This window comes from Streptomyces sp. R28 (assembly GCF_041052385.1).
Lineage (GTDB): Bacteria > Actinomycetota > Actinomycetes > Streptomycetales > Streptomycetaceae > Streptomyces.
On sequence record NZ_CP163439.1, the window covers coordinates 726,354 to 749,915 of the forward strand.

Below are 23,562 nucleotides of genomic sequence, written 5' to 3' on the forward strand. Positions count from 1 at the left end.
GTGCTCACCCGGCCTTTCGGGAGCTGACGGAGACACCGAGGTAGACCTCGGCGACCTGTCCGTCCTCCCGGATCTGCTGAGCCGGCCCGGACAGCACCAGGCGGCCGGCCTCCAGTACGTGCGCCCGGTGCGCGATGTCCAGCGCGAGCTGGGCGTTCTGCTCGACGACGACCACGGTGGTGCGTTCCTCCTCGTTGACGGCACGGACGATCTCGAACAGCTCGCGGGTGACGAGCGGGGCGAGCCCCAGGGACGGCTCGTCGAGGAGCAGCAGCGAAGGCCGCAGCATCAGCGCCCTGCCGATGGCGAGCATCTGCTGCTCGCCGCCGCTGAGGCTGCCGGCGGCCTGACGCGAGCGCTGGCGCAGCTTGGGGAAGTAGCCGTAGATCCGCTCCAGGTCTGCCGCCACGGCGGCGCGCTCGGCACGGCCCCGCCGCCCGAGACCGGTGCGCAGGTGGGCTCCGATGCGCAGGTTCTCCTCGACGCTCAGGTCGTTGAAGGTGCCCCGGCCCTCAGGCACATGCGCCACTCCGAGCCGGGCGGCCTGCTCGGGCGAGCGGCCCAGCAGCTCCGTACCGTTCAAGGTGACCGAGCCTCGGCCGCGGACCATGCCGCACAGCGCTCGCAGCGTCGTGGTCTTGCCCGCGCCGTTGGGACCGAGGATCGCGCACACTTCGCCGCGGGCGACTGAGAAGTCGAGGCCTTGGAGCACGCGGGCCTGGCCGTATCCGGCGTGCAGGCCGGAGACCTTCAGGAAGTCCGGCTCCGCACCGGCCTCGGTATCGGTGCGGTCGGTGGTGGGCTCGCTCATGCGGCCACCCCCAGGTACGCCTCGATGACCGCCCCGTCGCGCTGGATCTCCTCGGGCGAGCCCTCGGCGATCCTGCGGCCGAAGTCGAGGCAGACCACCTTGTCGCACAGGCCCATCACGAATCCCATGTGGTGTTCGACCACCACGAGGGTGAGGTCGAAGTCCTGGCGGACCGACCGGACCAGATCTGCGAATTGGTCGACCTCGCCGTGGCTGAGTCCGTTGACGGGTTCGTCGAGCAGCAGCAGCCGGGGCCGTACCGCGAGCGCCCGGGCGAGTTCGACGCGTTTGAGCGTGCCGAACGGCAGCCCGGAGGCGGGGTGGTCGGCGACGTCCGCGAGGCCGAGTCGCCGTAGCAGGTCGTCTGCCTGCTCACGTAGTTCCCTCTCTTCTCGCCGGACGCGGGGCAGCCGGAGCGCCGCGGCGAGGTGTCCGGTGCGCCCCCGGCTGTGGGCGCCGACCATGACGTTCTCCCGGACCGTGAGCCGCGGGAACAGGCCGAGGTTCTGGAAGGTGCGGGCGATGCCGCGCCCGGCCACGGTGTGCGGTGGAAGGGCGAGCAGGTCCTCACCCTCGAACCGCACCGTTCCCGCATCGGGGGTGCAGCGCCTGGTGAGGCAGTTGAACAAGGTGGTCTTGCCGGCTCCGTTCGGGCCGATGAGCCCTACGGCGGTGCCCTGCTCGACGGTGAACCCGACACCGTCCAAGGCTGTGATCCCGCCGAAACGCACGCTGATACCGTCGACCGCGAGCATGAGTGACGCCCTTTCCGACGTGCTGGGGGGTGGGCGAGCGTCACAGTAGGTGGGGGTGTTCCGGGCGCACATTGGGTGCGAGCACCCAACTTCCGGGTCGCCGGACTGTGCGCCGCGCACAGGTCCCCGCAGATGTCTCACCCCGGGGCTGTTGACGGAGCACGAGGCGGGCGGCGACGATCGGCGCCATGCCTCGTGGTCCCGCTCTGGGCACCCCCCGACTCTCCGAACCGCTCCGCCTGGAGCGGCGGCGGATCCTGCACGCCGTCCACGACCGGATCGAGGAGGTGGCGGAGACCGCCGTCGAGGTGATGCGCACGGAGATCCCGTCGTACGCGCTGCAGGACGAGCGGTTCTTCGACGATGTGCGGGAGCAGGTGCTCGAGCACTACCGGATGCAGTTGGCGGCGCTGGCGGGCGACCGGGACATCGCGCCCGAGGACCTGGTGTTCAGTCGCGCGGCAGCGATGCGCAGGGCGCGGGCGGGGTTCGCGCTGGAGGACTGGATCAGTGCCTTCCGGGTCGGCCGGCAGGTGCTGTGGGACTCGCTGCTGGAGTGCGCGGGCACGTCCGCGGAGGCCCAGCAGGCCGCACTGTGCCTGGTCACGCCGCTCATGCGGTACGTGGACTACGCCAGCACCCATGCCGCGCAGGCGTACGTCGAGTACCAGCAGCACGTGGTGGCGGACGCGGACCGGGAGCGCCGGGATCTCCTGGACCAGCTCCTGGCCGGCGTGGCACCGACGCGCGGGCCGCTGTTCGCGGCGGCGCAGGCGTACGGCATCGGACCGCGCTCGCCGATGATGGCGGTCGTGGCGGTGTGCGTCGACAACACCGGCACCGGGGATCTCACGTCGGCCGAGCACGGGTACGCCACCAGCGCGTCGATCAGCGTCGCCGGTCCCTGGGCCGGCCGAACCCTGGTCGTCGTACGCCACGGGGAGGTGGTGACCGTGCCCGTGGTCCGGGCCGGCATGAACGCGGAGGACATATGTGCCCACTTCGAGGCCGTGCAGCGGCGGCTCGCGCGGGAGGGAACCAGGCTCTCCATGGGCATCAGCACCGTCGCGCAGGGCGCTGCCGAACTGCCGCGCGCCTACACGGAGGCGCGGGCCGCCCTCGATCTGGTGCCGAGCGGGGGCGGGGTGGCGGCGTTGCCGCGGCTGTCGCCCTTCGACTACCTGGCGCTGCGCGCCGACGATCTCGCCCGCCAGCTGGTCGATCCCCGTGTGCGGGCACTGCTGGAGGAGGACCGCAGACGTGGTGACACGCTGGCGGCCACCATACGGACCTTCGCGGAGGCGGATCTCAATCTGCGGCTGGCCGCCGACCGGCTGCGGATCCACCACAACACGGCGCACTACCGGTTGCGCCGGATCGAGGAACGCACCGGCCGCAATCCGCGCCGGATCGCCGACCTCCTGGAACTGCTGGTCGCCCTCGCCATCCGCGACGGGGCCGGGGAAGGTGAGGACGGCCAGTGAGCGGCATCGTTGAATCCGCCGGTACCGAGGCGGCACGTCAGCTGCCGGCGGGGCAGGGGAGCATGGGCCCGTCGGAGGACCACGCCGGTCAGGACCGGACTCTCCGGCGTGCGCTGCTGGACGCCGCTCTGGGGGTGTTCACCGAGCGCGGTTACACCGACGCCGGCCTCGGCGAGATCGCGGCGCGCTCGGGCATCCCGGTGGGCAGCCTCTTCCAGCACTACGGCGGAAAGCGAGGGCTTTACCTCGCCCTCTGGGAGGAGTTCCGGGAGGAGCAGGAGCGCCGGACCGCGGCCACGCTGACCGCCGAGCGCGGCCGTGGCGTGGACGATCCCATCGCCCTCTTCGTGGCGGGAGCCAGGGCGTATCTGGCGGGCGCCTGGGACAACCGGCGGCTCGCCAGGCTCCTCGCGGAGGACGACGGCCCCGCGGGCTTCGACGCGCTGCGCCGCCAGTGGGACCGCGCGTGGGTACGGCGCAACGCCCGGCTGCTGGAGGTGGACGAGCGGCGACGCGCCGGCCGGGTCCGGGTGAGCGTACTGACCACCGTCATCGGAGGGGCGGCGCGCGAACTGGGCGACTGCGGCGACGAGACGGAGGCCCGGGAGATCGTGGACGAGGTGTGCGGCATCCTGATCCATCTGTCGGCGCCGCCCGGCTGACACACCTGGCGGGTGGCCCGACGGGGGCGGGGGACGGGGCTCTCACGAGGGAGCGTCCGGCGGTGCTGTACGCCGGACGCCTCCCTGTCCCCCACCTCAGATCCCGATGCCGGCTCCTTCCTTGAACGGGAGCGCGTCACCGAGCAGTTGCCCACCGTCGATCACCATGGTCTCGCCGGTGATCCAGCTCGCGGCGTCGGAGACGAGGAAGGCGACCGCCGAGGCGATGTCCGCCGGCTCCCCGATGCGCCCGAGTGCCATCGCGGCGGACACGGCGTCCTCATGCTCCTTCCACAGCGCCTCGGCCAGCTTGGTGCGCACCACACCCGGTGCCACCGCGTTGACGCGAACCTTCGGCGAGAGTTCCAGGGCCAGTTGCTTCGTGAGGTGGATCAGTGCGGCCTTGGACGCGTTGTACAAACCGATGTTCGCCTCGATGGCCATGCCGCCGACCGACGCGGTGTTGACGACCGCGCCGCCGTGCTCGCCCATCCAGGCCCGGGTGGCCAGACCCGTCCACAGGACGGGAGCCCACAGGTTCACGTCGAAGGTCTTGGCGAACCGGGCGTGGTCCTGGTCGATGACGGGCCCGAAGGCCGGGTTGGTGCCCGCGTTGTTGACGAGGATGTCCAGGCTTCCGAAACGCTCGAGGGTCAGATCCACACAGCGCTGGGCCGCCTCTTCGTCCACCGCGTGCGCACCGACACCGACCGCGGTGCCCCCGACCTGGGCCGCGGCGGCGTCCGCCGCCTCCTGGGACCGGGAGGTGAGGACGACGTTGCCGCCGGCGGCGGCGATGGCCTGGGCGATCGCCAGCCCGATGCCGCGCGAGGCGCCGGTGACGACGGCGGTGCGGCCGGTGAGGTCCAGTCCTGTCATCTCAGCTCACCGCCGCCGTGGCCGCGTCGCGATACTGCCGCAGTTCCTGCTTGGCGATGGCCCGCTTGTGGACCTCGTCGGGGCCGTCCGCCAGCCGCAGCGTCCGCAGCTGCGCGTACATCATCGCCAGCGGGAAGTCGTCGGTCACTCCCGCTCCCCCGTGCACCTGGATCGCACGGTCGACGATCTTCAGCGCGATGTTCGGGGCGGCCACCTTGATGGCCGCGATCTCGGTGCGCGCTTCCTTGTTCCCGACCGTGTCCATCAGATACGCGGCCTTGAGCGTGAGCAGGCGGATCATCTCGATGTCGATCCGCGCTTCCGCGATCCAGTCCTGGATGTTGGACCGTTCGGCAACCGGACTGCCGAACGTCACCCGGGACTGCGCGCGCCGGCACATCAGCTCCAGCGCCCGCTCGGCCGCGCCGATGGCCCGCATGCAGTGGTGGATGCGACCGGGCCCGAGCCGGGCCTGGCTGATCGCGAATCCCTCGCCCTCGCCCTTGAGGACGTCCTTGGCCGGGACCCGTACGTCGTGGAAGTCGATCTCTGCGTGCCCCTCACGGTCCTGGTAGCCGAACACCGGCAGACTGCGCATCACCGTGATCCCGGGGGCGTCGATCGGGACGACCATCATCGACTGCTGCCGGTGCGGGGCGGCGGTGGGGTCCGTCTTGCCCATGACGATGAGCACCTTGCAGTTGCGGTGCATGGCGTTGGACGCGAACCACTTGCGGCCGTTGAGCACGAACTCGTCGCCGTCGCGCTCCATCCGCAACTCGATGTTGGTGGCGTCGGAGCTGGCGACACGGGGCTCGGTCATCGCGAACGCCGAGGCCATCGTTCCGTCGAGGAGAGGCCTCAGGTACTTCTCCTTGTGCTCGTCGCTGCCGAACAGCGTGAGCACCTCCATGTTGCCGGTGTCGGGAGCGTTGCAGTTGCACGCCTCGGAGGCGATGTGGCTGCGGCCCATGATCTCGGCCAGCGGCGCGTACTCGAAGTTCGTCAGCCCCGGCCCCCACTCGGGGTGCGGGTGGAAGAGGTTCCACAGTCCGCGCCGGCGCGCCTCCGCCTTGAGTTCCTCGATGATCGGCGGCTGGAAGTGCGGGTCACCCGACGCGCACATCTGCTCGTGGTACACAGACTCAGCGGGGTAGACGTGCGCATCCATGAACTCGAGCAGATCCGCCCGGTACTTCTTGGCGCGATCCGAAGTCTCAAACAGGGACATGCGAACTCCTGACTGGGAGGGAGGGAAATTCGGGGCAGACGGCGAGGAAAGGCTGGTCCGGCGTGCCGGTCACGGCTGCGCCAGGAGGGAGCTCTGGTAGCGGCGCATTCCGCGCAGCCACCGGTCGTAGTCCGAGCCCTTCTGCCGGTACATCTCAAGAACGTCTTCGTGCGGCAGGATCAGGAAGCGCTCGTCCTCGATCGCGGCCAGGACGGAGTCGGCGACTTCGGCCGGGTCCAGGACGTCACCCGCGGACGTGACGGCCCGCGTCGCCGCTCTTCCCAGCGCGTCCCCCGAGTCCTCCCCGGCGGACAGCATCCTGGTGTTCACGCCCATCGGGCACAGACAGCTGACCCGGACCCCGCGATCGCCGTAGGTGACACTCAGCCACTCGGCGAAGGCGACGGCCGCGTGCTTGGTGACGGCGTACGTGGCGGAGCCGATCTGGGTGAGCAGCCCGGCCGCCGAGGCGGTGCTGACGAAGTAGCCCTCGTCGCGCTTGAGCCATCGCGGCACCAGAAGCCTCGCCGCACGGATGTGGGCTCGCAGGTTCACATCGATCGAGAGGTCCCACTCCTGCTCGCTCGCGTCGAGGCGGGGCGCCCCGGCGATACCGGCGTTCGCGAAGTAGAGATCGACCGGACCGAACGTGCTCTCGGCCAGGGCGATCAGCTCCTGGATCTGGGCGGTCTCCGACACGTCCGCGCCGGCGCTGACCGTACTTTCGGGATGGTCGGCGTTGACTCTCTCCGACACCGCCCGCGCGCTCTCCGCGTCGAGGTCCGCGACGACCACCCGGGCGCCCTCGCGAGCGAGCCGTGCGACCAGCGCGCTACCGATGCCGCCACCCCCACCGGTGACGATGGCGACTCTCTGTGCAACGTTCACAGGCGGACCTCTCCGTGCCGGGACGTTCTTCCGCCACTCTGTATAATTGAATCTGGCGTCAACTTCAATAGCCGGCCACAGAGCAGCCGTGGTCGTTGCGCCCCGTGTCGTTGCCCCCCGTGTCGTCACACCGTGCCGTCACGCCGTCTCGTCCCGTCCGTGGAGCAGGACGAGAAAAAGAAAAGACACCCGGCGGTACCGGGTGTCTTGGGAGCAGGCGGAATCAGCGGTGGTCGGGGAACCGCAGGGCGTTCGCCCAGAGCCGGGTCACCGTGGAGACGAGTTCCTCGAAGTCCACCGGCGTACCTTCTTCTTCCTGCCCTTCACAGAGCACGAAGGCGTGGTAGGCCATGACGCTGACCATGCCCGACAGCGCGCGGGAGGCCTTCATCGGATCGACCTCACGGTCTGCGACACCGCGCGCCTGCAGGTCGGCGATGCCGCGGGCATTGCGGCGGATGAACGCGTCCCCGCGCCGCCTTCGGAACTCACGGAACTCCGGCTCCACTTGGGCGACCTGCTCCAGCAGCGCCATCAGCTTCGCGTTCCGTCTGTACGCCGCGAGATACGCGCGATTGCTCGCCTCGAGCACCGCATAGGGATCGTCGGCGCCCTGCACCCGGCCCATGCCGGGGTGCATCATGTCCTCTTGCGCCTCCAGGAGTACGGCGGCCAGCACCTCTTCCTTGTTGGCGAAGTAGGTGTAGAAGGACCCCGCCGCGCATCGAGCCTCTTTGGTGATGTCGGTCAGGCGGGTGTCGAGGTAGCCGTCCCGTTCGAACACCTTCCGGGCGGCCTTCACCAGGGCGGCCCGTGTCCGCGCTCCGCGCTGCGTCGTGGGCGGCTCGCGAAGCTGCGAGAGGGGCGCCACGGGCGGCGCGTTCTCGCCGTCGATGTCCTCGGGCGCAGTGGTGTCCATCCCCGGGACTTTACTTGAATCCGACGCCATAGTCACAACCCCCAAGGGCCCCGGCAGGGCCGGTTGACGTCCTGGTCTCCGAGGTTCAGCGAGGGTGGACGGCAGCGTCGCCGAGCGAGGTGTCGCGGGCGAGCGCGGTACGGTCGATGGACCGCTTGAGGATCTTCCCCGACGGACCCTTGGGCAGCGCGTCGACGAACCGGACGATGCGCGGGATCTTGTAGGCGGACAGCCGCTCTCGCGCCCAGCTCGACACCTCGGCGGCACCGAGTTCCGAACCGGGCCGGGCCGCGATGAGCGCGGCGACCTCCTCGCCGTAGTGGTCGTCGGGAACGCCGATGACGGCCGCCTCGACGATGTCGGGGTGCTCGTAGAGAACTTCCTCCACCTCACCGGGGTAGACGTTGTAACCGCCGCGGATGATCAGGTCCTTGATGCGGTCGACGATGCGCAGGTCGCCGTCCGTGTCGGTTTCGCCGAGGTCGCCGGTCCGCAACCAGCCGTCGGACGAGAGGGCCGCGGCGGTGTCCGCGGGGCGGTTCCAGTAGCCGCGCATCACCGTGGGCCCCTTGATGTGGACCTCGCCGACGGTTCCCGGCGGGCACTCGTTGCCGTCGTCGTCACGCACCTGGACCCGCAGTCCCGGGACCGCCCGGCCGGTGTATCCGGTCTTGCCGCCGCGGTCGATGTCGTTGAAGGTGCCGAACGCGGTGGTCTCGGTGAGCCCGTACCCCTCGACGATGGTGCAGCCGAAGCGGGCCTCGAAGGCCCGGGCGACCTCACCGGGCAGGGAGGCACCGCCGGAGACGGCGACACGAAGCTGCGCGAAGTCCGCCGGGTTCGCGTCGCCCGCCGCGTGCAGCATCGCGTTCCACATGGTCGGCACGCCGGCCATGATGGTGAGCCGGTCGCGGCGCAGCATCTCCAGCATCGACGCCGGGTCGAATCGGGCCAGCAACGACATCGAGCCGCCCGCGGTCAGGGTCGCCATCAGAACCGATGCCTGGCCGAACACGTGGAACAGCGGGAGTCCGGTGCCGGTACGGTCGGCGCTCGACGCGCGGCTGCACTCGGCTCCGATCTCCCCGGCGGACAGCAGGTTGCCGACCGTGAGTTGAGCCCCCTTCGGCCGCCCGGTGGTGCCCGAGGTGTACAGGATGGCCGCGGTCTCGTCGCGGTCCCGGTCGACGACGTCGGCAGGGGTCGCGCCGGTGACCGACGCGCCCGGGGACAGCGTCCAGAACGGCACCTCGATCGCCGCGCCCGCCTCGGCGACGGCTGGGCCTAGGGCGTGCCAGGCGATCGCCAATGAGCAGCCGGCGTCACCGAGGACGTACTCGACCTCGGCCCGGGTGGACATCGTGTTGACCGGCACCACGACACAGCCCGCGGCCTGAATCCCGAGATAGGCCACCACGAACTCGGGCACCGACGGCGCTGCGAGCAGCACCCGGTCCCCGGGGGACAGCCCTGCGGCGGCCAGAGCCCCCGCGTACCGTGCGCTCGCGTCGCGCAGTTGACGGTAGGTCCACTGGTCCGTGGCGCCGCGCAGGGCGATGTTGTCGGGAGTGGCGGCCGCGTGGCGGCACACCGGATCGAAGACGCTGGTCATGAGCGGTGCCTTCCAGGGATGTGAGCAGGTGAAGGTGCGGGATCCCGCCCTCGCCGATCGTTTGAGTTGGCCCGGCCTCCCCCTCAAGTCCTCGGCAGGGGCAGCCGGATGACGCACCTCACGCGCCCGATCCGTCGATCCGGTCCGTCGGTCTGATCCGTCGATCTGATCCGTCGATCGGTCAGGCGGTGATACGGAAGCGTTCCGCGAGTTGGCGGCGGGTGTCGGCGGCGCTGGTGTGCAGCACTCCCCCGATACCGATCCGCTCCGCTCCGTCGAGGTTCTGCTGCAGATCGTCGATCATGACGGCCTCCTCGGGGTCGATGCCGAGGCGTTCACATGCGATCGCGTAGATCCGCCGGGAAGGCTTGCGGATTCCGACCTCGGAGGAGATGACGACCACGTCGGCGACAGCGGCGAGGGCGACACCGTCGTACGTCCCGGTACCGAAGGAATTGGACACCAGCGCAACGGGACGACCGGCGGCTCGAAGATCGCCGAGCAGCGCGAGCATCTCCTCGTCGATCGACATTCCCGCTTGCATCCGGGCCGTGAGTCCCCCGGCCGGTACGTCGGCACCGTGGACTCGGAGCCGCTCGGCGAATCCTCGCTCGAAGGCTTCGGCGTCGATACGACCGCACTCGTGGTCGGCCAGAAGGGTGCGTGAGGGCTGGTCCCGGGCAAAGAGCTCCAGCGGCAGGCGCGGGTCGCCGCCGAGCGAGGCACCGAAGTCGGTGAAAGCCCGCAGCACGCTGGAGGTGATGACCCCGCCGAAGTCCACCAGGACCGCGGTTCGCCCCTTCTCCTGCCCCTGCCCCTGCTCCGTTTCCGATTCCGTCTCCATCAGACGACCTCGAACAGTCCGGCTGCGCCCATTCCGCCGCCGACACACATCGAGATCACCACGTACCGGACACCTCGGCGCTTGCCCTCGATGAGGGCATGCCCCACCAGGCGGGCACCGGTCATTCCGTACGGATGGCCGACCGAGATCGCGCCGCCGTTGACGTTGAACCGCTCCGGGTCGATGTGCAGTTCATCGCGGCAGTACAGCGCCTGGGAGGCGAACGCCTCGTTGAGTTCCCACAGGCCGATGTCGTCGATGGTGAGGTTGTGCTGCTTCAGCAGCTTCGGGATGGCGAACACCGGACCGATGCCCATCTCCTCCGGCCCGCAACCGGCAACGGTCATACCCCGGTAGACGCCGAGCGGTTCCAGTCCGCGGCGCTCGGCCTCCTTCGACTCCATCAGCACCGACGCCGAAGCCCCGTCCGACAGCTGCGAGGAGTTGCCCGCCGTCACGCTGGAGTGCGCGCTCACCTGACCGTCGGGCAGCACCGGCGCCAGCCCGGCCAGGCCTTCGAGCGTCGTCGACGCGCGGTTGCCCTCGTCCCGGGGCAGGGTGACCTCCTCCTCCCGCACTTCCCCGGACTGCTTGTCGAGCACCTTCTTGATGCTGCTGAGCGCGACGATCTCCTGATCGAACCGGCCGGCCTCCTGCGCCGCCGCGGTGCGCTGCTGCGACAGCAGCGCGAACTCGTCCTGGCGTTCCCGGCTCACGCCGTAGCGTTCGGCGACGATCTCCGCGGTCTGCAGCATCGGCAGGTAGATGCTCGGCTTGTGCTCGACCAGCCAGGGATCCGCCATGCGGTGGGTGTTCATGTGGTCGTTCTGGACCAGGGAGATCGACTCGACACCGCCGCCGACGGCGACCTGCATGCCGTCCGCGACGATCTGCTTGGCGGCCGTCGCGATGGCCATCAGGCCCGACGAGCACTGCCGGTCGATGGTCATCCCTGACGCAGTGTCCGGCAGCCCGGCACGCAGAGCGGCCTGGCGCGCGACGTTGAAACCGGCGGACCCCTGCTGCACAGCACAGCCGAAGACGACGTCCTCGACCTCGCCTCCCTCGAGCCCGGCACGCTGCACCGCGTGCGAAAGGGCATGCGCAGCGAGCTCCTGTGCCTGCGTGTCGTTGAACGCGCCGCGGTACGCCTTTCCGATCGGCGTCCGTGCCGTCGAAACGATGACTGCTTCCCTCATGTCGCCTCACTGCTTCCTGCTGGTCCGGTTCATCCGGGAGTTTCGGGACCGTCGAACGCCAACTGAGGCGCTGTGACTGCTTATTGACCGCTTGCCCCGCTGGCCGATGACATGAGCCATGGCCGCAGGGGTGACGGGAGCCGACCTCCGGCTCGGTTATAGTTGAATTCGGCGTCAGGTTCAACCAAGACGGCCCGCACTCATGACTTGACAGCCCGCCCCCCTGCCTGAAGGCTACCGACCAGTCGGTACGAAAGGGTGGGCCGTGACCGAGCTGAGCATCTCCACCGGTGCGGGCGTGTTCGACGCGATCGTGGCGGGTCCGCCCGAGGGCCGCCCGGTGCTGCTGCTGCACGGCTTCCCGCAGACGGGGCTGGCGTGGCGACGCCAGATCACGGCGTTGGCCGAGCACGGCTACCGAGTGGTGGCACCCGACCAGCGTGGGTACTCCCCCGGCGCCCGCCCCCAGCGGCCCGAGGACTATCGCATCGGCCTTCTCGTCGACGACGTGGTCGCGATCACCGAGGAACTGGGCTGGGCGGCGTTCGACCTGGTCGGCCATGACTGGGGAGGCGCGGTCGCCTGGTGGACCGCGCATGCCCACCCCGGCCGCGTACGCACCCTGACGGTCGTCTCGACCCCGCACCCCGGTGCTCTGGCCACCACCCTGCGCACCGACCAGGACCAGCGTGAACGCTCTCGCTACATGATCGACTGGCGCGAAGCACCCGCGACCGAAGAGCGCATGCTCGCCCACGACGCCCAGGAGCTACGCGCCTTCTACGCCGAGAAGGTCCCGCAGGCCAGTGCCGAGGCCTACGTGCGGCACCTGTCCCAGCCGGGCGCTCTCACCGCGGCGCTCAACTGGTACCGGGCCGGCCGCCCCGACGGCGCGATCGGCGTCATCGACGTACCCACGCTGTACGTCTGGAGCGCGGAGGACAGCGCGTTCGGACCGGCGGCCGCGAGGGAGACCGGGCGGTGGGTCGGCGGGCCGTACCGGTTCGAGACCCTCCAGGGCGTCAGCCACTGGGTTCCCGAGGAGGCGCCCGAAACGCTGAACCGCCTGCTGCTCGACCATTTGCGAGCGCACGGCGCGTACTGAACCGCACCGAATACCGCTGTTGGTCGACTCCCTGAAAGGTGACCCCGTGAAGACAGCACGCGCGGCCTGGCGGCGCCTCGAGCCCGTACACGGCATGATCTATTTCGTCCCCGAGGGAAGACGACGGTACGCGGACCTCGGACTGAGCGGACGCGCCGGGTACTTTGCCTCCCGGAGCGCCGCGTTCGGCAGGGCATCCGCCGAGCTGGTCATAGCGACCTTCTACAACTTCAACCCCGATTTCGTACGGCAGGCGCTCGCCGGGGCCTGGGACGCGACGACTCCTCAGCAGGTACTCGACGCGCGGTACGCCGCCGCGGACGAGGCCCTGCGGCGGGCGGGAATCCACGAGCTGCCCGCTCTGGACGAGGTACTGGCGCTGACCCGCAGGGCCGCCGAGGCCGCCTGCGAACACAGGGCGGGCCGCCCGCTGTTCGCCGCGCATGCCGCCCTACCCTGGCCGGAGGAACCGGTACTGCAGCTGTGGCACGCCCAGACGCTGCTCCGGGAGTTCCGTGGAGACGGCCATGTGGCGTGCTTGCTGAGCGAGGGCGTCGGAGCCCTGGAATCCCTGATTCTGCACGCCGCCACCGGCGAGGTTCCCGTCGACTTCCTCAAGGCGAGCCGCGCGCGGCCCGCGGAAGAGTGGGCCGACACCGAGGAGCGCCTGCGCACGCGAGGCCTCCTCGACGGTGACTCCCTCACCACTGAAGGCGTGCGCCTGCGCCGGCACATCGAGGACCGCACCGACCTCCTGGCCCTCCCCGCCTACGCCGCCCTGGGTGACAGCGACTGCGAACGTCTCGCCGAACTCGCCGGCCCCTTCGGCCACGCCGTCGTCGAAGCCGGTCTCCTCAAGCTCGGCTGACCGAGCACGGACTCACGGCCGCCATGAGGTCGTCGATGAGTCCGTGCAACGACGCGCCGGCATCCCCCAGCCGGCCGAGCCTGCGGCCGGCCGAGCCCCCGGCCGGCTGCCCGCCGCCTGCCGTCCGCTGCCTGCTGCCTGCTGCCTGCTGCCTGCTACCAACCCGCCGCGCCCCATTCCCCCTTGAGTGATCTCCGAGACCGTCGACCTGCTGATGCCGGGGGCCGGCGCAGTGGTTCGTCGCGGTGATCGTCCCGAAGTTTCCCCGCTCCCCATCTCGCGCTGCGGCTGGGCCGTGGGCACGGCGGTGCTCAAAGGCAGTGCTGCAACGAGAGCGGCCTCGGTCTCCGCACGGTGCCAAGCGGGCTCACGAGCGCCGAACTGCGGCGCATCGTCGAACGACCTCGACCACGCCGTGCACGTCGTGAAGTCGCGGCCCCCTGGCTGTCTCGGAACCAGGCCGCGACCGCCTTGATTGTCGTCGACCTCCCGCTCCATCCGAGTGACGGGTCCCGGACCAGGGCGGCTTCAAGTTCCGGGATCGCGTAGATCGTCGGGGCCGTTCACGGGTGGGGCTGAGCTGGGGATTCGACAGAACTCAAACCGCCGTTCCCCATCGCGTGGAGCTCATTACCCGACTGCGTGCATAGCGCAATCATGTAGGCCTCCGGCCCTCCGAAGCAGTGCCGCTCCGCCGACCTGATCGGCTGCGGCGTCATGGGTTTTCTCGATACTCCACAGCGCGGCCGATGAGTTTGTGGCTCCCGGCCGGTCCAAGCTCGTGACACCCCAGGAAAGGACATCGCCATGTCGGAGCTTCTCGTCGACTTCATCACCTCCCTCGACGGCCACGCATCGGGAGAGGGATGGCCCGGGTTCTGGGGCCTCGAGGGCCCGGAGTACCTCGCATGGCTCGGTGAGCAGCCCGAGGCCACCTACCTGATGGGAGCGAACACCTACCGCCTGATGTCGGGCTTCGCCGCAGGCGAGGTCCCGAAGGGCCAAGACGAGTTCAGGCCCGAAGAAGAGGCGTCCGTCGACGAGCTCACGCAAGCGTCCAAGGTGGTGTTCTCCTCCTCACTCGAGGATCCACTGACGTGGGCCAACTCCACACTCGTCCGCGACGACGCCGTCGAGGCGGTCCGCGCCATGAAGTCGAGCGGCTCGGGACTCCTCAGCACGATCGGCAGCCTCAGCCTGTGCCGGTCCCTGCTACGAGCCGGACTCGTCGACCGCTTCCGGGTCGTGATGTTCCCGGTGATCACCGGGGCCACGGGCGAGGAACGCATCTACGACGGCTATCCGGACGTTGCCCTCGAGATGATCGAGCACCGCACCTTCGACGGCCGCATCCAGCTGGTCGAGTACAAGCCCCGCGTGCTCGAGCACCCGCCGCTCAGCGTCCCTGCGTGACGTCGCCCCGTCCGCAGGTCTGGACGCCCGCCAGGCCGGCGCCGGCGGGAGCGGAGCAAGACCTGATAGGGGGCGAACGGCCAACGTCAGGACGCCCGGTCCATCGTCGCTGTGCGGCGGGAGTTGACGCCGCGGCAGAACTGGCACGGAGCCAGTGATCATGTTGGTGTCGAAGCCAGCTGATCACGAAGAGGGCCCGTGCCTGCCCGCTCGTCTTCGCCCGTCCTTACCGTCCTGACCGAACTGGGTCCGCTCGACGAGCGCGGCATCGGGCGTCTGCGCGCACATCTCGAGCGCGTCCCTGCCCCGCGCTCGCGCCGCGGGCCGTTGGTATCCCCTGGTCAGCGTGCTGTTGACCTGCCCGTGCGCGGTGGTCTCCGCCGCGCGGACCATCGAGGAGTTCGCCGAGTGGGGCCAGCGCGCCGCCGTCGGCCTGCTGGCACGGATGGGGGTGCGCCGCCACCTGCCCGGCCGATACCGTGCCCCCTCTCACCCCACCCTCACCCGGATCCTGGGCGCCGTCGACGGCCCCGCCCTGGACACAGCCGTGGGCCCCTACCTCCTGGCCGAACACGACCGCGGCGACGTGCAGGCCGCGGCCGCGCCCGGGCGGGCGGGCGATCGCGGTGGATGGGCAAGGCGCTGGCCGGCTCCGCGCACCTGGTCCAGCGCCACCGGCACCTGCTGTCGACCGTCAGCCATGCCCCTGCCCGATCCCCCTCGCCCAGCGGGAGGTCGAGCCGCTCGGGGGGGCCAAGACGAACGAGACGGCCGCATTCCGCCCGCTGCTTGAGTCGCTGGACCTGGCCGGGGCCGTGATCGCCTTCGATGCGATGCACAGCGTCCAGGTCCAGGTCCGCCGGCTGGTACAGGACAAGGACGCCCACTACCTCGCGGTCATCAAGGGCAACCAGCCGTGGGACGAGGTGCCCATCGCCCACACCGCCTCGCAGTCCGGACACGGCCGACGGGAATCCCGCTCGCTCAGGACGCTCACCCTCGCCGCGTCCACGGGCGGGCCGGCCTCCCCTACGGCCGACAGGCGCTGCGGGTGCACCGCCGCCGCCAGGAGACCGGGCGCAAACAGGGGTAAAATTCCAGCCCCCATGTGAGGAACCGGACCTTCGCCGAGGACGCCTCCACCGTCCACACCGGCGCCGCACCACGGGCCATGGCATCGCTTCGGAACCTGGCGATCGGACGCCTGCGACTGCTCGGCGCGACGAACACCGCCAAGACCACCCGGGCGATCCGGGACCTACCCGAACACGCCGGATGGATCATGGGCTTCACCGACAGCCCGCACCCTTCGGGAACTTGAAGCCGCCCTGGTCCCGGACCCGCCCGCGACCAACCGCTCCGATCTGCAGAGCGCACGGTGTCGGCGTGAGTTCCCGGCCACTTCCTTGACCTTTTGTTGCCGGGAGATCCCGGGACCAGATTCGGCTTGTGCCGAAAATCGGCTCAGGAGCAGAAAAGCTGCCGCTTCTCGCACGTTTGTTATGCGGGGGTGCGGGGGTGCTCTGCGTGTTTCGTAGCGGTGCGGTGCACGGTGCGCGACCATACGGACGCCGACACCTCACGATCATCGGCATTGTGCGTGGAAACACCGAGACAGAAAGAAGGACGTACGTGTCCGGCAGTGAAAGCGAAAACCCAGCAATCCCCTCCCCGACCCCCACGCCGACTCGGCCCAGGACAATCCGGGACTGGTGGCCGAATCAGCTGGACCTTCAGGTTCTCCACCAGCACTCGTCCCGCTCCAATCCGATGGACGAGGACTTCGACTACGCGAGAGAGTTCGCGACCCTCGACCTCGACGCGCTGAAGCAGGACGTCTTCGAGGTGATGACGACGTCGCAGGACTGGTGGCCTGCCGACTACGGCCACTACGGGCCGCTCTTCATCCGGATGAGTTGGCACGCCGCGGGCACGTACCGAGTCGCCGATGGCCGGGGCGGTGGCGGCAGCGGCGCTCAGCGCTTTGCCCCGCTCAACAGTTGGCCGGACAACGCGAGCCTCGACAAAGCGCGCCGTTTGCTCTGGCCGGTCAAGCAGAAGTACGGGCGGCAAATCTCCTGGGCCGACCTTCTGGTCTTCGCCGGCAACTGTGCCATGGAATCGATGGGGTTCAAGACGTTCGGATTCGGCTTCGGACGGGAGGACATCTGGGAACCCGAGGAAATCTTCTGGGGGCCCGAGGACACCTGGCTCGGCGATGAGCGCTACAGCGGCGACAGGGAACTCACCACTCCCTTCGGTGCCGTGCAGATGGGACTGATCTACGTCAATCCGGAGGGGCCCAACGGCAACCCGGATCCGATGGCCGCCGCCCGGGACATTCGCGAGACATTCGGGCGCATGGCGATGAACGACGAGGAGACGGTTGCGCTCATCGTCGGCGGCCACACATTCGGCAAGTGTCATGGCGCCGTCGATCCCCAGTACGTCGGTCCGGAACCCGAGGCCGGCTCCCTCGAGCAGCAAGGCCTCGGCTGGCGGAACACGTACGGCAGTGGCAAGGGCGCCGACACACTCACCAGTGGGCTCGAGGGCGCTTGGACCACCGAGCCGACCAGGTGGGACAACGGGTACCTGGACAACCTGTTCCGGTACGACTGGGAGCTGACGACGAGCCCCGCCGGTGCCAAGCAGTGGACTCCCACGGATCCTTCGGCCAAGAGCACGGTGCCCGACGCTCATGATCCGTCGAAGAGGCACGCTCCCATGATGCTGACGACGGACCTGGCGCTGAAGCTGGATCCGGTCTACGGCCCGATCTCGAAGAGCTTCCACGAGAACCCGGACAGGCTCGCGGAAGCGTTCGCCAAGGCGTGGTACAAGCTGTTGCACCGCGACATGGGACCCGTCTCGCGCTACCTCGGCCCGTGGGTTCCCGAGCCGCAGCTGTGGCAGGATCCCGTCCCTGAGGTCGATCACGAACTCATCGCGGACGAGGACATCACTGCCCTCAAGGCCAGGATCATCGCCTCGGGACTGTCCGTCTCCCAGCTGGTCACCACCGCTTGGGCTGCGGCAGCGAGCTTCCGCGGCACCGACAAGCGTGGCGGGGCCAACGGGGCACGGATTCGACTCGCGCCGCAACGGGACTGGGAGGTCAACCAGCTGCCCGAGGTTGCCGAGGCGTTGCAGAAGCTGGAGCAGATCCGGCAGGACTTCACCCCCTCACATGCCGACGGAACGAAGGTCTCGCTCGCCGACCTGATCGTCCTGGGCGGGTGCGCGGCCGTCGAGCAAGCCGCGAAGAACGCCGGCTACGACATCACGGTCCCGTTCGCACCGGGGCGCACGGACGCCTCGCAGGAACAGACCGACGTGGAGTCGTTCGCCGTGCTCGAACCCAGGGCCGACGGGTTCCGCAACTACCTCCGGGCGGGAGAGAAGCTGTCGCCGGAAACCCTCCTGCTGGACCGCGCCAACCTGTTGACGCTGACCGCTCCAGAGATGACGGTGCTGATCGGCGGCATGCGCGTCCTGAACACCGGCTTCAAGCGATCCCCACACGGCGTCTTCACCCAGCGGCCGGAGACACTGACCAACGACTACTTCGTCAACCTGCTCGACATGGGCACGGAGTGGAAGGCATCGACCTCGGACGAGAACGTGTTCGAAGGCCGGGATCGCGCCACGGGCGAGCTCAAATGGACCGCCACCGCCGTCGACCTCATCTTCGGTTCACACTCCCAGCTCCGGGCCGTCTCGGAGGTCTACGCCTCCCAGGACGCGGGAGGCAAGTTCGTACGTGACTTCGTGGCCGCGTGGGCCAAGGTGATGAAACTCGATCGGTTCGACCTCTCCTGAACCGACTGAACCCGACGCCCCGGTCGGGCGCCACTCGGACCACAGCAGCTCTGCGGCACCGCGCACACGGCCGAACGGGCCGTCTGTCAGAAGTCCACGAGGTGGAAGCCTTTCTCATAGGCCGGCGCGGGGTGCCGGGTGCGCGGTATCCGAACTTGATCGAAGAGGAGATCGTTCGTCGCCCCGCCGGCGGCCGTGCACCCTTCCGTTAGTGGATATCAGGGCGTCGATCCGCAGTCGCCCGCCACCTCGCCCGGGCCCTCGCCGATCTCCTCCGTCACAGGCGCGGACACCTGCTGCAGGAGGCTTCCCCAGGCGTTGCCGGCGTCCGATTGCCCGGTGGCCCGGTCAGTCCACCGGGTGGCCGGGCGAGATCGTACGGGCGTCGTCGAGGCGCAGCAGCGCCCCGCGGTACCCCTTGCGCTCGCCCCACTCGACCGGGTCGAGAACGAAGCCGATGTGGTCACCGCCGCCGACGCGCGTGACGATCCGGCCGACGAACCACGCCGGCGCGTCCTGAAGGACGACGGCCCCGCCGTGCCCCTCCCGCCAGGGAACGTACCGGAACTTGTCCTCCTGGTCGCCGGTGTGGCCGCCGAACAACTCGGCCAGGGCATGCTGTTCGCGGGCGAGCAGGTGCACGGCCAGGACCTGCGCGGACCGTGCGACTCGGAAGGTGTGGTTGACCTCCGAGAGCCACACCACGAACCGCACCGGCCTGATGGAGCACTGGGAGGCGAACCCGACCAGGCAGCCGGCCCGTTCGCCGCCCACCGCGGCCGTGACCACACACATGTCGGGGTTCAGCAGTCCGATGAACTCGTCCATGCTCCAGCCGCTCCCGTCACCCGTGCCCCGTGCCCCGTGACCCGTGACCTGTGATCTGTGATCTGTGATCTGTGCTTCCACTTCTCGGCATCACCTCACCACGGAGCTCGGGGCCGTGACCACCACGGTGATCCTCGGACCGCTCGCTCGGCCCACCGAGCTCTACGGGCCGACCGGGTCGCGCTCCTGCGCGCTGGAGCACCTCAGCGCGAGGGCAGCGATGTCGTCGTCGAGCCTTCCGCCGCTGTGCTGGAGCAGATCCCGATGCAGCCGGTCGAGCAGCTCGCGAGGGTGTTCCAGGCCCTGCTGCTGCATCCAGTCCGACAGCGGGAAGAACTGGCCGTTGCGGTCCCGGGTCTCCGATACGCCGTCCGTGTAGAGCAGCACCTGGTCACCCGGGGCGAGGGCGACGACGTCGACCCAGTAGCGGTCACCGATGAGCGCTGCGAGGTTGAGCGGCGGGGAGGGGGTGGCGGGCTCCAGGACCCGGACCTGCCCGCAATGCGTGATCATCGGCGGGGGGTGCCCGCAGTTGAGTAGTCGTATGTGGCCGCCGCCGTGCGGGATCTCGGCGAGGAGAGCGGTGGCGAAGTGCTCGGGCTGGTCCGGGACGGGAAACGCAGCGCTGTGGCGTGTGATCGTGGTCTCCAGTCGGTGGATGATGCCCTTCAGGTCGGGCTCGTCGTACGCGGCCTCCCTGAAGCAACTGATCACCGCCGAGGCCGCTCCCACCGCGGACAGGCCCTTGCCCCGCACGTCGCCTATGAGCAGCCGGACCCCGTATGGCGTGCCCATCGCCTCATAGAAGTCCCCGCCGATCCGAGCCTGTTCCTGGGCCGCCAGATACAGCGACTCGATCTCGACGTCCTCGATGCGGTGCGGCAGCGGGCGCAGCAGCACCTTCTGGGCTGCGTCGGCGACGAGCCGGACGTGGAAGAGTATTTCCTCGCGCTGAAGTCGGACATGGCTCCCATATGCCGCCGCCAAGGTGACCGCGACGATCGCGGCCGACGTGTACTGCGTCCCCAGATCGGTGTAGAAGAGGCTGAGGACGATCATGGTCAGCAGGCAGAACGCCCCCAACAGGATCGTGGGGAGTACGGGCCACATCGCGGCGGCAAGGGCGGGTGCTGCGGGCAGAAGGCGGCTGACGGCTATCTCCCTGGATGTGGAGAACGCCAGGCCGGCGATGAGGACGGTCAGGATCACGGGCGACAGCCGGGCAACTTCCCATCGGCCACCGTAGGCAGGACGAGGGCGCCATAGCCGTCCAAGCATGATCACAAAATGCATCATATCGACCTAAGCGGACATCTGGCGCGGAGAAATCATGCACCGCGGACGAGAGACCGCGCCGGTCTGCCGCATCCGGAGGAACCGGGCCACAGCACGCACGGCCACACGGACCTCCGAGGTCTGCCAGGCAGGGGCGGGAGGGCGGGCCCTGGCCACTTGGGATCACCGGTGTTAAAAAGGTCGCATGGCGAATCGTTTCGCCCGCTTTCAGCACCTACCGGTCAAGCGTCTGATCAGCAAGAGCACGCGAAGCGTGGCCGGGCAGGTGTTGGTCTTCCAGGTGGCTCTGGTAGTGCTGCTCGTAGCCTGCGGCGTCTTCGCTCTCATCCTGCAGTCGGAGCGGGACACCAGCGCCGAGGCCAAGCGCCGCTCCACGGCCGTGGCACAGACCTTCGCGCACTCACCAGGCGTTCTGGCGGCATTGCAGGCCCCGGATCCGAGCAAGATTCTCCAGCCGCTCACCGAGGCGGCACGCCGGGCCGCCGGCGTCGACTTCATCGTGGTCATGGACACCGAGGGCATCCGGTACACGCACCCCTTGCCCGACCGGATCGGCAAGCGGTTCGTGGGCGAGATCGGGCCGTCGCTGGCCGGGAAGGTCTACGTGGAGAGCGTCAACGGCCCGCTCGGCCGCGAGGTGCAGGCCACGGTCCCGATCGAGAACGACGACAGCGAGGTGGTGGCGCTCGTCTCGGCCGGGATGAAGGTCAAGAACGTCGAGAGTCAGTTGGCCCGGCAACTACCGATCATCCTGGGCGCCGGGGCCGGAGCGCTCGCGTTGTCCACCGGTGTGACCGCACTGGTGGGCAGGCGGCTGCGAAGGCAGACACACAGCCTGGGCCCGGACGAGATGACGCTGATGTACGAGCACCACGACACGGTGCTCCACTCCGTTCGGGAAGGTGTACTGATCGTGGCCGCCGACGGGCGGCTGATACTGGCGAACGACGAGGCCAGACGACTGCTGGAGCTGCCCCCGGACGTCGAGGGACGGCTCGTCTCGGAACTGCCCGGCCTCGATCCCGAGACGCGGGAGCTGCTCACCTCCGGGCGCGAGGCCACCGACGAGGTGCACCTCGCGGGAGAGCGGCTGCTCGCGGTCAACCAACGGCCCACGGATCGCGAGGGAGGCCCCGAGGGAACGGTGGTGACGCTACGCGACTCCACCGAGCTGCAGTCGGTGACCGGCAGGGCGGAGGTGGCACGGGAGCGGCTCAGGCTGCTGTACGACGCCGGACTCCGCATCGGTACCACCCTGGACGTGCTGCGCACCGCCGACGAGTTGGCGCGGGTCCCCATTCCTCGCTTCGCGGACTTCGTCACGGTGGACCTGGCCGACGCTGTCCTGCGCGGCGAGGAGCCGGCCCCCACGGCGACGGACATGCGACGCGCGGCCGTGTGCGGCGTCCGGGACGACAATCCGCTCTCCGAACAGGGCCGGCTTTTCGACTATCTTCCCTCCACGCCCCAGGCGCGCGGCTACGGCAGCGGCCGCTCCCAGCTGGTGAGCGACCTGCCGAGCGCCACGGGCTGGCGCGTGCAGGACCCGGAGCGCGCCAAGGCGATCATTGACTACGGCATCCATTCCCTCATCACCGCCCCCATCCAGGCCCGTGGCGTCGTGCTGGGCATGGCCAACTTCTGGCGCGCGCAACAGCATGAACGCTTCAACGAGGAGGACCTGTCGCTGGCGGAGGAGCTGGTGGCCCGCGCCGCGATCAGCATCGACAACGCCCGCCGCTACACCCGCGAACACACCCTGGCAGTCACCCTCCAGCGCAGCCTGCTGCCGCAGGCCATGCCCGAGCAGAACGCCCTCGACATCGCCTACCGCTACCTCCCCGCCCAGTCGGGCGTGGGCGGAGACTGGTTCGACGTGATTCCTCTGCCGGGGAGCCGGGTGGCGCTGGCCGTCGGCGACGTGGTCGGCCACGGCCTGCACGCCGCCGCCACGATGGGACGGCTGCGGACCGCGGTGCACAACTTCTCCGCCCTCGATCTGCCACCCGACGAGCTGCTGAGCCATCTGGACGACCTGGTCGGGAGCATCGACCAGAACGAGGCGGCAGAGAGCGCGGCGGGTGTCGTGGGCGCCACCTGCCTGTACGGGATCTACGACCCCGTCACGCGCCGCTACGTCATGGCGCGTGCCGGACATCTGGCGCCCGCGCTGGTCCAGCCCGACGGAACCGTCACCTTCCCGGACGTACCGGCCGGTCCGCCCCTGGGCCTCGGCGGCCTGCCGTTCCAGACCGCGGAGCTGTGCCTCGAGGAGGGAACCCAGCTCGTCCTGTATACCGACGGCCTCATCGAGGACCGCAGGCGCGACCTGGACGTGGGAATGGAACTGCTGCGCGATGCGCTCGCAGGCCACCCCGGGCGGGCGCCCGAGGAGACCTGCCAGGACGTGCTGGACAGTCTGCTCCCCGAGCGTCCCAAGGACGACGTCGCCCTGCTCGTCGCCCGCACGCGGGAACTGCCGCCCGACCGGATCGCCGACTGGGATGTACCACCGGACCCGGCCGAGGTCGCGGGCATGCGCGACGCTGTCTCGCGAAGGCTCGGCGCGTGGGGCCTGTCAGAGTTCGGCTTCACCATGGAGCTCATCCTGAGCGAGCTCATCACGAACGCCATCCGCTACGGCGCCGGACCGATCCACGTGCGGCTGATCCGCGACCGTACGCTGATCTGCGAGGTGGCCGACGGCAGCAGCACCTCGCCGCATCTGCGGTACGCCGCGACGACGGACGAGGGAGGCCGGGGCCTGTTCCTGGTGTCGCAGATGGCTGAGCGCTGGGGCACCCGGTACACCCCGCAGGGCAAGGTGATCTGGGCCGAACAGGCCCTGCCCGAGGTCCTCCAGCAGCCCGCCCCGACACCGGCCGACGCGGACACGCCCCCGGACGAAGGGGGAGCCGACCCGAAAACCCCGACGTGAGGGCGGCG

21 protein-coding genes are annotated in these 23,562 nt (G+C 69.5%); 10 read left to right on the plus strand and 11 right to left on the minus strand.

Going from position 1 to position 23,562, the window contains the following annotated elements; translation table 11 throughout:
- Window positions 1-4 precede the first annotated feature (4 nt).
- A complete protein-coding gene (locus tag AB5J49_RS03025) occupies window positions 5-811 on the minus strand; it encodes an ABC transporter ATP-binding protein (RefSeq protein WP_369166912.1) in 807 nt (268 codons plus the stop codon).
- On the minus strand, window positions 808-1,566 hold the full coding sequence (locus tag AB5J49_RS03030) for an ABC transporter ATP-binding protein (protein WP_369166913.1): 759 nt from the start codon (window positions 1,564-1,566) through the stop codon (window positions 808-810). Before AB5J49_RS03030 ends, AB5J49_RS03025 begins: the two co-directional genes overlap by 4 nt.
- A gap of 188 nt (window positions 1,567-1,754) precedes the next feature.
- Between AB5J49_RS03030 and AB5J49_RS03035 the strand changes: the two genes are divergently transcribed.
- A complete protein-coding gene (locus AB5J49_RS03035) occupies window positions 1,755-3,050 on the plus strand; it encodes a PucR family transcriptional regulator (RefSeq protein ID WP_369166914.1) in 1,296 nt (431 codons plus the stop codon).
- The gene (locus AB5J49_RS03040; RefSeq protein ID WP_369166915.1) at window positions 3,047-3,712 is read left to right on the plus strand and encodes a TetR/AcrR family transcriptional regulator; all 666 of its coding nucleotides are present in this window, start codon (window positions 3,047-3,049) and stop codon (window positions 3,710-3,712) included. The genes AB5J49_RS03035 and AB5J49_RS03040 overlap by 4 nt, the downstream gene beginning before the upstream one ends.
- 96 nt (window positions 3,713-3,808) lie before the next feature.
- Here the strand turns inward: AB5J49_RS03040 and AB5J49_RS03045 are convergent, their stop codons facing one another.
- The 7 genes from AB5J49_RS03045 to AB5J49_RS03075 form a co-directional block, all read right to left on the minus strand.
- Complete coding sequence (locus AB5J49_RS03045; protein WP_369166916.1) at window positions 3,809-4,591, minus strand: SDR family oxidoreductase; 783 nt, start codon at window positions 4,589-4,591, stop codon at window positions 3,809-3,811.
- Window position 4,592: 1 nt separating this feature from the next.
- Window positions 4,593-5,822 carry an acyl-CoA dehydrogenase family protein gene (locus tag AB5J49_RS03050; RefSeq protein WP_369166917.1) on the minus strand — a complete coding sequence of 410 codons (1,230 nt, stop codon included), beginning with the start codon at window positions 5,820-5,822 and terminating at the stop codon, window positions 4,593-4,595.
- A 69-nt stretch (window positions 5,823-5,891) separates the two neighbouring features.
- Entirely contained in the window at window positions 5,892-6,710 is an 819-nt protein-coding gene (locus AB5J49_RS03055) for an SDR family oxidoreductase (protein ID WP_369166918.1), read from the minus strand.
- 223 nt (window positions 6,711-6,933) lie between these two features.
- Entirely contained in the window at window positions 6,934-7,629 is a 696-nt protein-coding gene (locus AB5J49_RS03060) for a TetR/AcrR family transcriptional regulator (protein ID WP_369166919.1), read from the minus strand.
- 85 nt (window positions 7,630-7,714) lie between these two features.
- On the minus strand, window positions 7,715-9,241 hold the full coding sequence (locus AB5J49_RS03065) for a class I adenylate-forming enzyme family protein (protein ID WP_369166920.1): 1,527 nt from the start codon (window positions 9,239-9,241) through the stop codon (window positions 7,715-7,717).
- A gap of 181 nt (window positions 9,242-9,422) precedes the next feature.
- Window positions 9,423-10,085 carry an HAD family hydrolase gene (locus AB5J49_RS03070; protein ID WP_369166921.1) on the minus strand — a complete coding sequence of 221 codons (663 nt, stop codon included), beginning with the start codon at window positions 10,083-10,085 and terminating at the stop codon, window positions 9,423-9,425.
- Window positions 10,085-11,284 carry an acetyl-CoA C-acyltransferase gene (locus tag AB5J49_RS03075; RefSeq protein ID WP_369166922.1) on the minus strand — a complete coding sequence of 400 codons (1,200 nt, stop codon included), beginning with the start codon at window positions 11,282-11,284 and terminating at the stop codon, window positions 10,085-10,087. The genes AB5J49_RS03070 and AB5J49_RS03075 overlap by 1 nt, the downstream gene beginning before the upstream one ends.
- Window positions 11,285-11,549: 265 nt before the next feature.
- On the opposite strand from AB5J49_RS03075, the gene AB5J49_RS03080 reads away from it, so the two are divergent.
- The 7 genes from AB5J49_RS03080 (at window position 11,550) to katG (ending at window position 18,492) form a co-directional block, all read left to right on the plus strand.
- Window positions 11,550-12,389, plus strand: a complete 840-nt coding sequence (locus tag AB5J49_RS03080; protein ID WP_369166923.1) for an alpha/beta fold hydrolase — start codon at window positions 11,550-11,552, stop codon at window positions 12,387-12,389.
- 46 nt (window positions 12,390-12,435) lie between these two features.
- Window positions 12,436-13,257: a hypothetical protein gene (locus tag AB5J49_RS03085; RefSeq protein WP_369166924.1), complete on the plus strand. Its 822-nt coding sequence runs from the start codon at window positions 12,436-12,438 to the stop codon at window positions 13,255-13,257.
- Between the two features lie 807 nt (window positions 13,258-14,064).
- On the plus strand, window positions 14,065-14,670 hold the full coding sequence (locus AB5J49_RS03090) for a dihydrofolate reductase family protein (RefSeq protein ID WP_369166925.1): 606 nt from the start codon (window positions 14,065-14,067) through the stop codon (window positions 14,668-14,670).
- Between the two features lie 370 nt (window positions 14,671-15,040).
- Window positions 15,041-15,463: a hypothetical protein gene (locus AB5J49_RS03095; protein ID WP_369175025.1), complete on the plus strand. Its 423-nt coding sequence runs from the start codon at window positions 15,041-15,043 to the stop codon at window positions 15,461-15,463.
- Window positions 15,464-15,503: 40 nt separating this feature from the next.
- The gene (locus tag AB5J49_RS03100) at window positions 15,504-15,782 is read left to right on the plus strand and encodes a hypothetical protein (RefSeq protein ID WP_369166926.1); all 279 of its coding nucleotides are present in this window, start codon (window positions 15,504-15,506) and stop codon (window positions 15,780-15,782) included.
- Window positions 15,779-15,991 (plus strand): hypothetical protein, encoded by a 213-nt coding sequence (locus AB5J49_RS03105; protein ID WP_369166927.1) that lies wholly within the window; start codon window positions 15,779-15,781, stop codon window positions 15,989-15,991. Before AB5J49_RS03100 ends, AB5J49_RS03105 begins: the two co-directional genes overlap by 4 nt.
- 341 nt (window positions 15,992-16,332) lie before the next feature.
- Window positions 16,333-18,492 (plus strand): catalase/peroxidase HPI, encoded by a 2,160-nt coding sequence (gene katG / locus AB5J49_RS03110; RefSeq protein ID WP_369175026.1) that lies wholly within the window; start codon window positions 16,333-16,335, stop codon window positions 18,490-18,492.
- A 348-nt stretch (window positions 18,493-18,840) separates the two neighbouring features.
- Here katG and AB5J49_RS03115 read toward each other — a convergent pair whose 3' ends face one another.
- Window positions 18,841-19,320, minus strand: coding sequence for a flavin reductase family protein (locus AB5J49_RS03115; protein ID WP_369166928.1), 480 nt, complete (start codon window positions 19,318-19,320; stop codon window positions 18,841-18,843).
- A 162-nt stretch (window positions 19,321-19,482) separates the two neighbouring features.
- Window positions 19,483-20,529, minus strand: coding sequence for a PP2C family protein-serine/threonine phosphatase (locus AB5J49_RS03120; RefSeq protein WP_369166929.1), 1,047 nt, complete (start codon window positions 20,527-20,529; stop codon window positions 19,483-19,485).
- A 271-nt stretch (window positions 20,530-20,800) separates the two neighbouring features.
- Here AB5J49_RS03120 and AB5J49_RS03125 point away from each other — a divergent pair, with 271 nt between their 5' ends.
- A complete protein-coding gene (locus AB5J49_RS03125) occupies window positions 20,801-23,554 on the plus strand; it encodes a SpoIIE family protein phosphatase (RefSeq protein WP_369166930.1) in 2,754 nt (917 codons plus the stop codon).
- The last annotated feature ends 8 nt before the right edge of the window (window positions 23,555-23,562 follow it).

Bases quoted from the DNA above. Each gene is read 5' to 3' on its own strand.
- AB5J49_RS03075 (WP_369166922.1), bottom strand. From the start codon at position 11,284: ATGAGGGAAGCAGTCATCGTTTCGACGGCACGGACGCCGATCGGAAAG.
- AB5J49_RS03065 (WP_369166920.1), bottom strand. From the start codon at position 9,241: ATGACCAGCGTCTTCGATCCGGTGTGCCGCCACGCGGCCGCCACTCCC.
- AB5J49_RS03070 (WP_369166921.1), bottom strand. From the start codon at position 10,085: ATGGAGACGGAATCGGAAACGGAGCAGGGGCAGGGGCAGGAGAAGGGG.
- AB5J49_RS03060 (WP_369166919.1), bottom strand. From the start codon at position 7,629: ATGGACACCACTGCGCCCGAGGACATCGACGGCGAGAACGCGCCGCCC.
- AB5J49_RS03025 (WP_369166912.1), bottom strand. From the start codon at position 811: ATGAGCGAGCCCACCACCGACCGCACCGATACCGAGGCCGGTGCGGAG.
- AB5J49_RS03115 (WP_369166928.1), bottom strand. From the start codon at position 19,320: ATGGACGAGTTCATCGGACTGCTGAACCCCGACATGTGTGTGGTCACG.
- AB5J49_RS03050 (WP_369166917.1), bottom strand. From the start codon at position 5,822: ATGTCCCTGTTTGAGACTTCGGATCGCGCCAAGAAGTACCGGGCGGAT.
- AB5J49_RS03100 (WP_369166926.1), top strand. From the start codon at position 15,504: ATGCACAGCGTCCAGGTCCAGGTCCGCCGGCTGGTACAGGACAAGGAC.
- AB5J49_RS03045 (WP_369166916.1), bottom strand. From the start codon at position 4,591: ATGACAGGACTGGACCTCACCGGCCGCACCGCCGTCGTCACCGGCGCC.
- AB5J49_RS03125 (WP_369166930.1), top strand. From the start codon at position 20,801: ATGGCGAATCGTTTCGCCCGCTTTCAGCACCTACCGGTCAAGCGTCTG.
- AB5J49_RS03035 (WP_369166914.1), top strand. From the start codon at position 1,755: ATGCCTCGTGGTCCCGCTCTGGGCACCCCCCGACTCTCCGAACCGCTC.
- AB5J49_RS03030 (WP_369166913.1), bottom strand. From the start codon at position 1,566: ATGCTCGCGGTCGACGGTATCAGCGTGCGTTTCGGCGGGATCACAGCC.
- AB5J49_RS03090 (WP_369166925.1), top strand. From the start codon at position 14,065: ATGTCGGAGCTTCTCGTCGACTTCATCACCTCCCTCGACGGCCACGCA.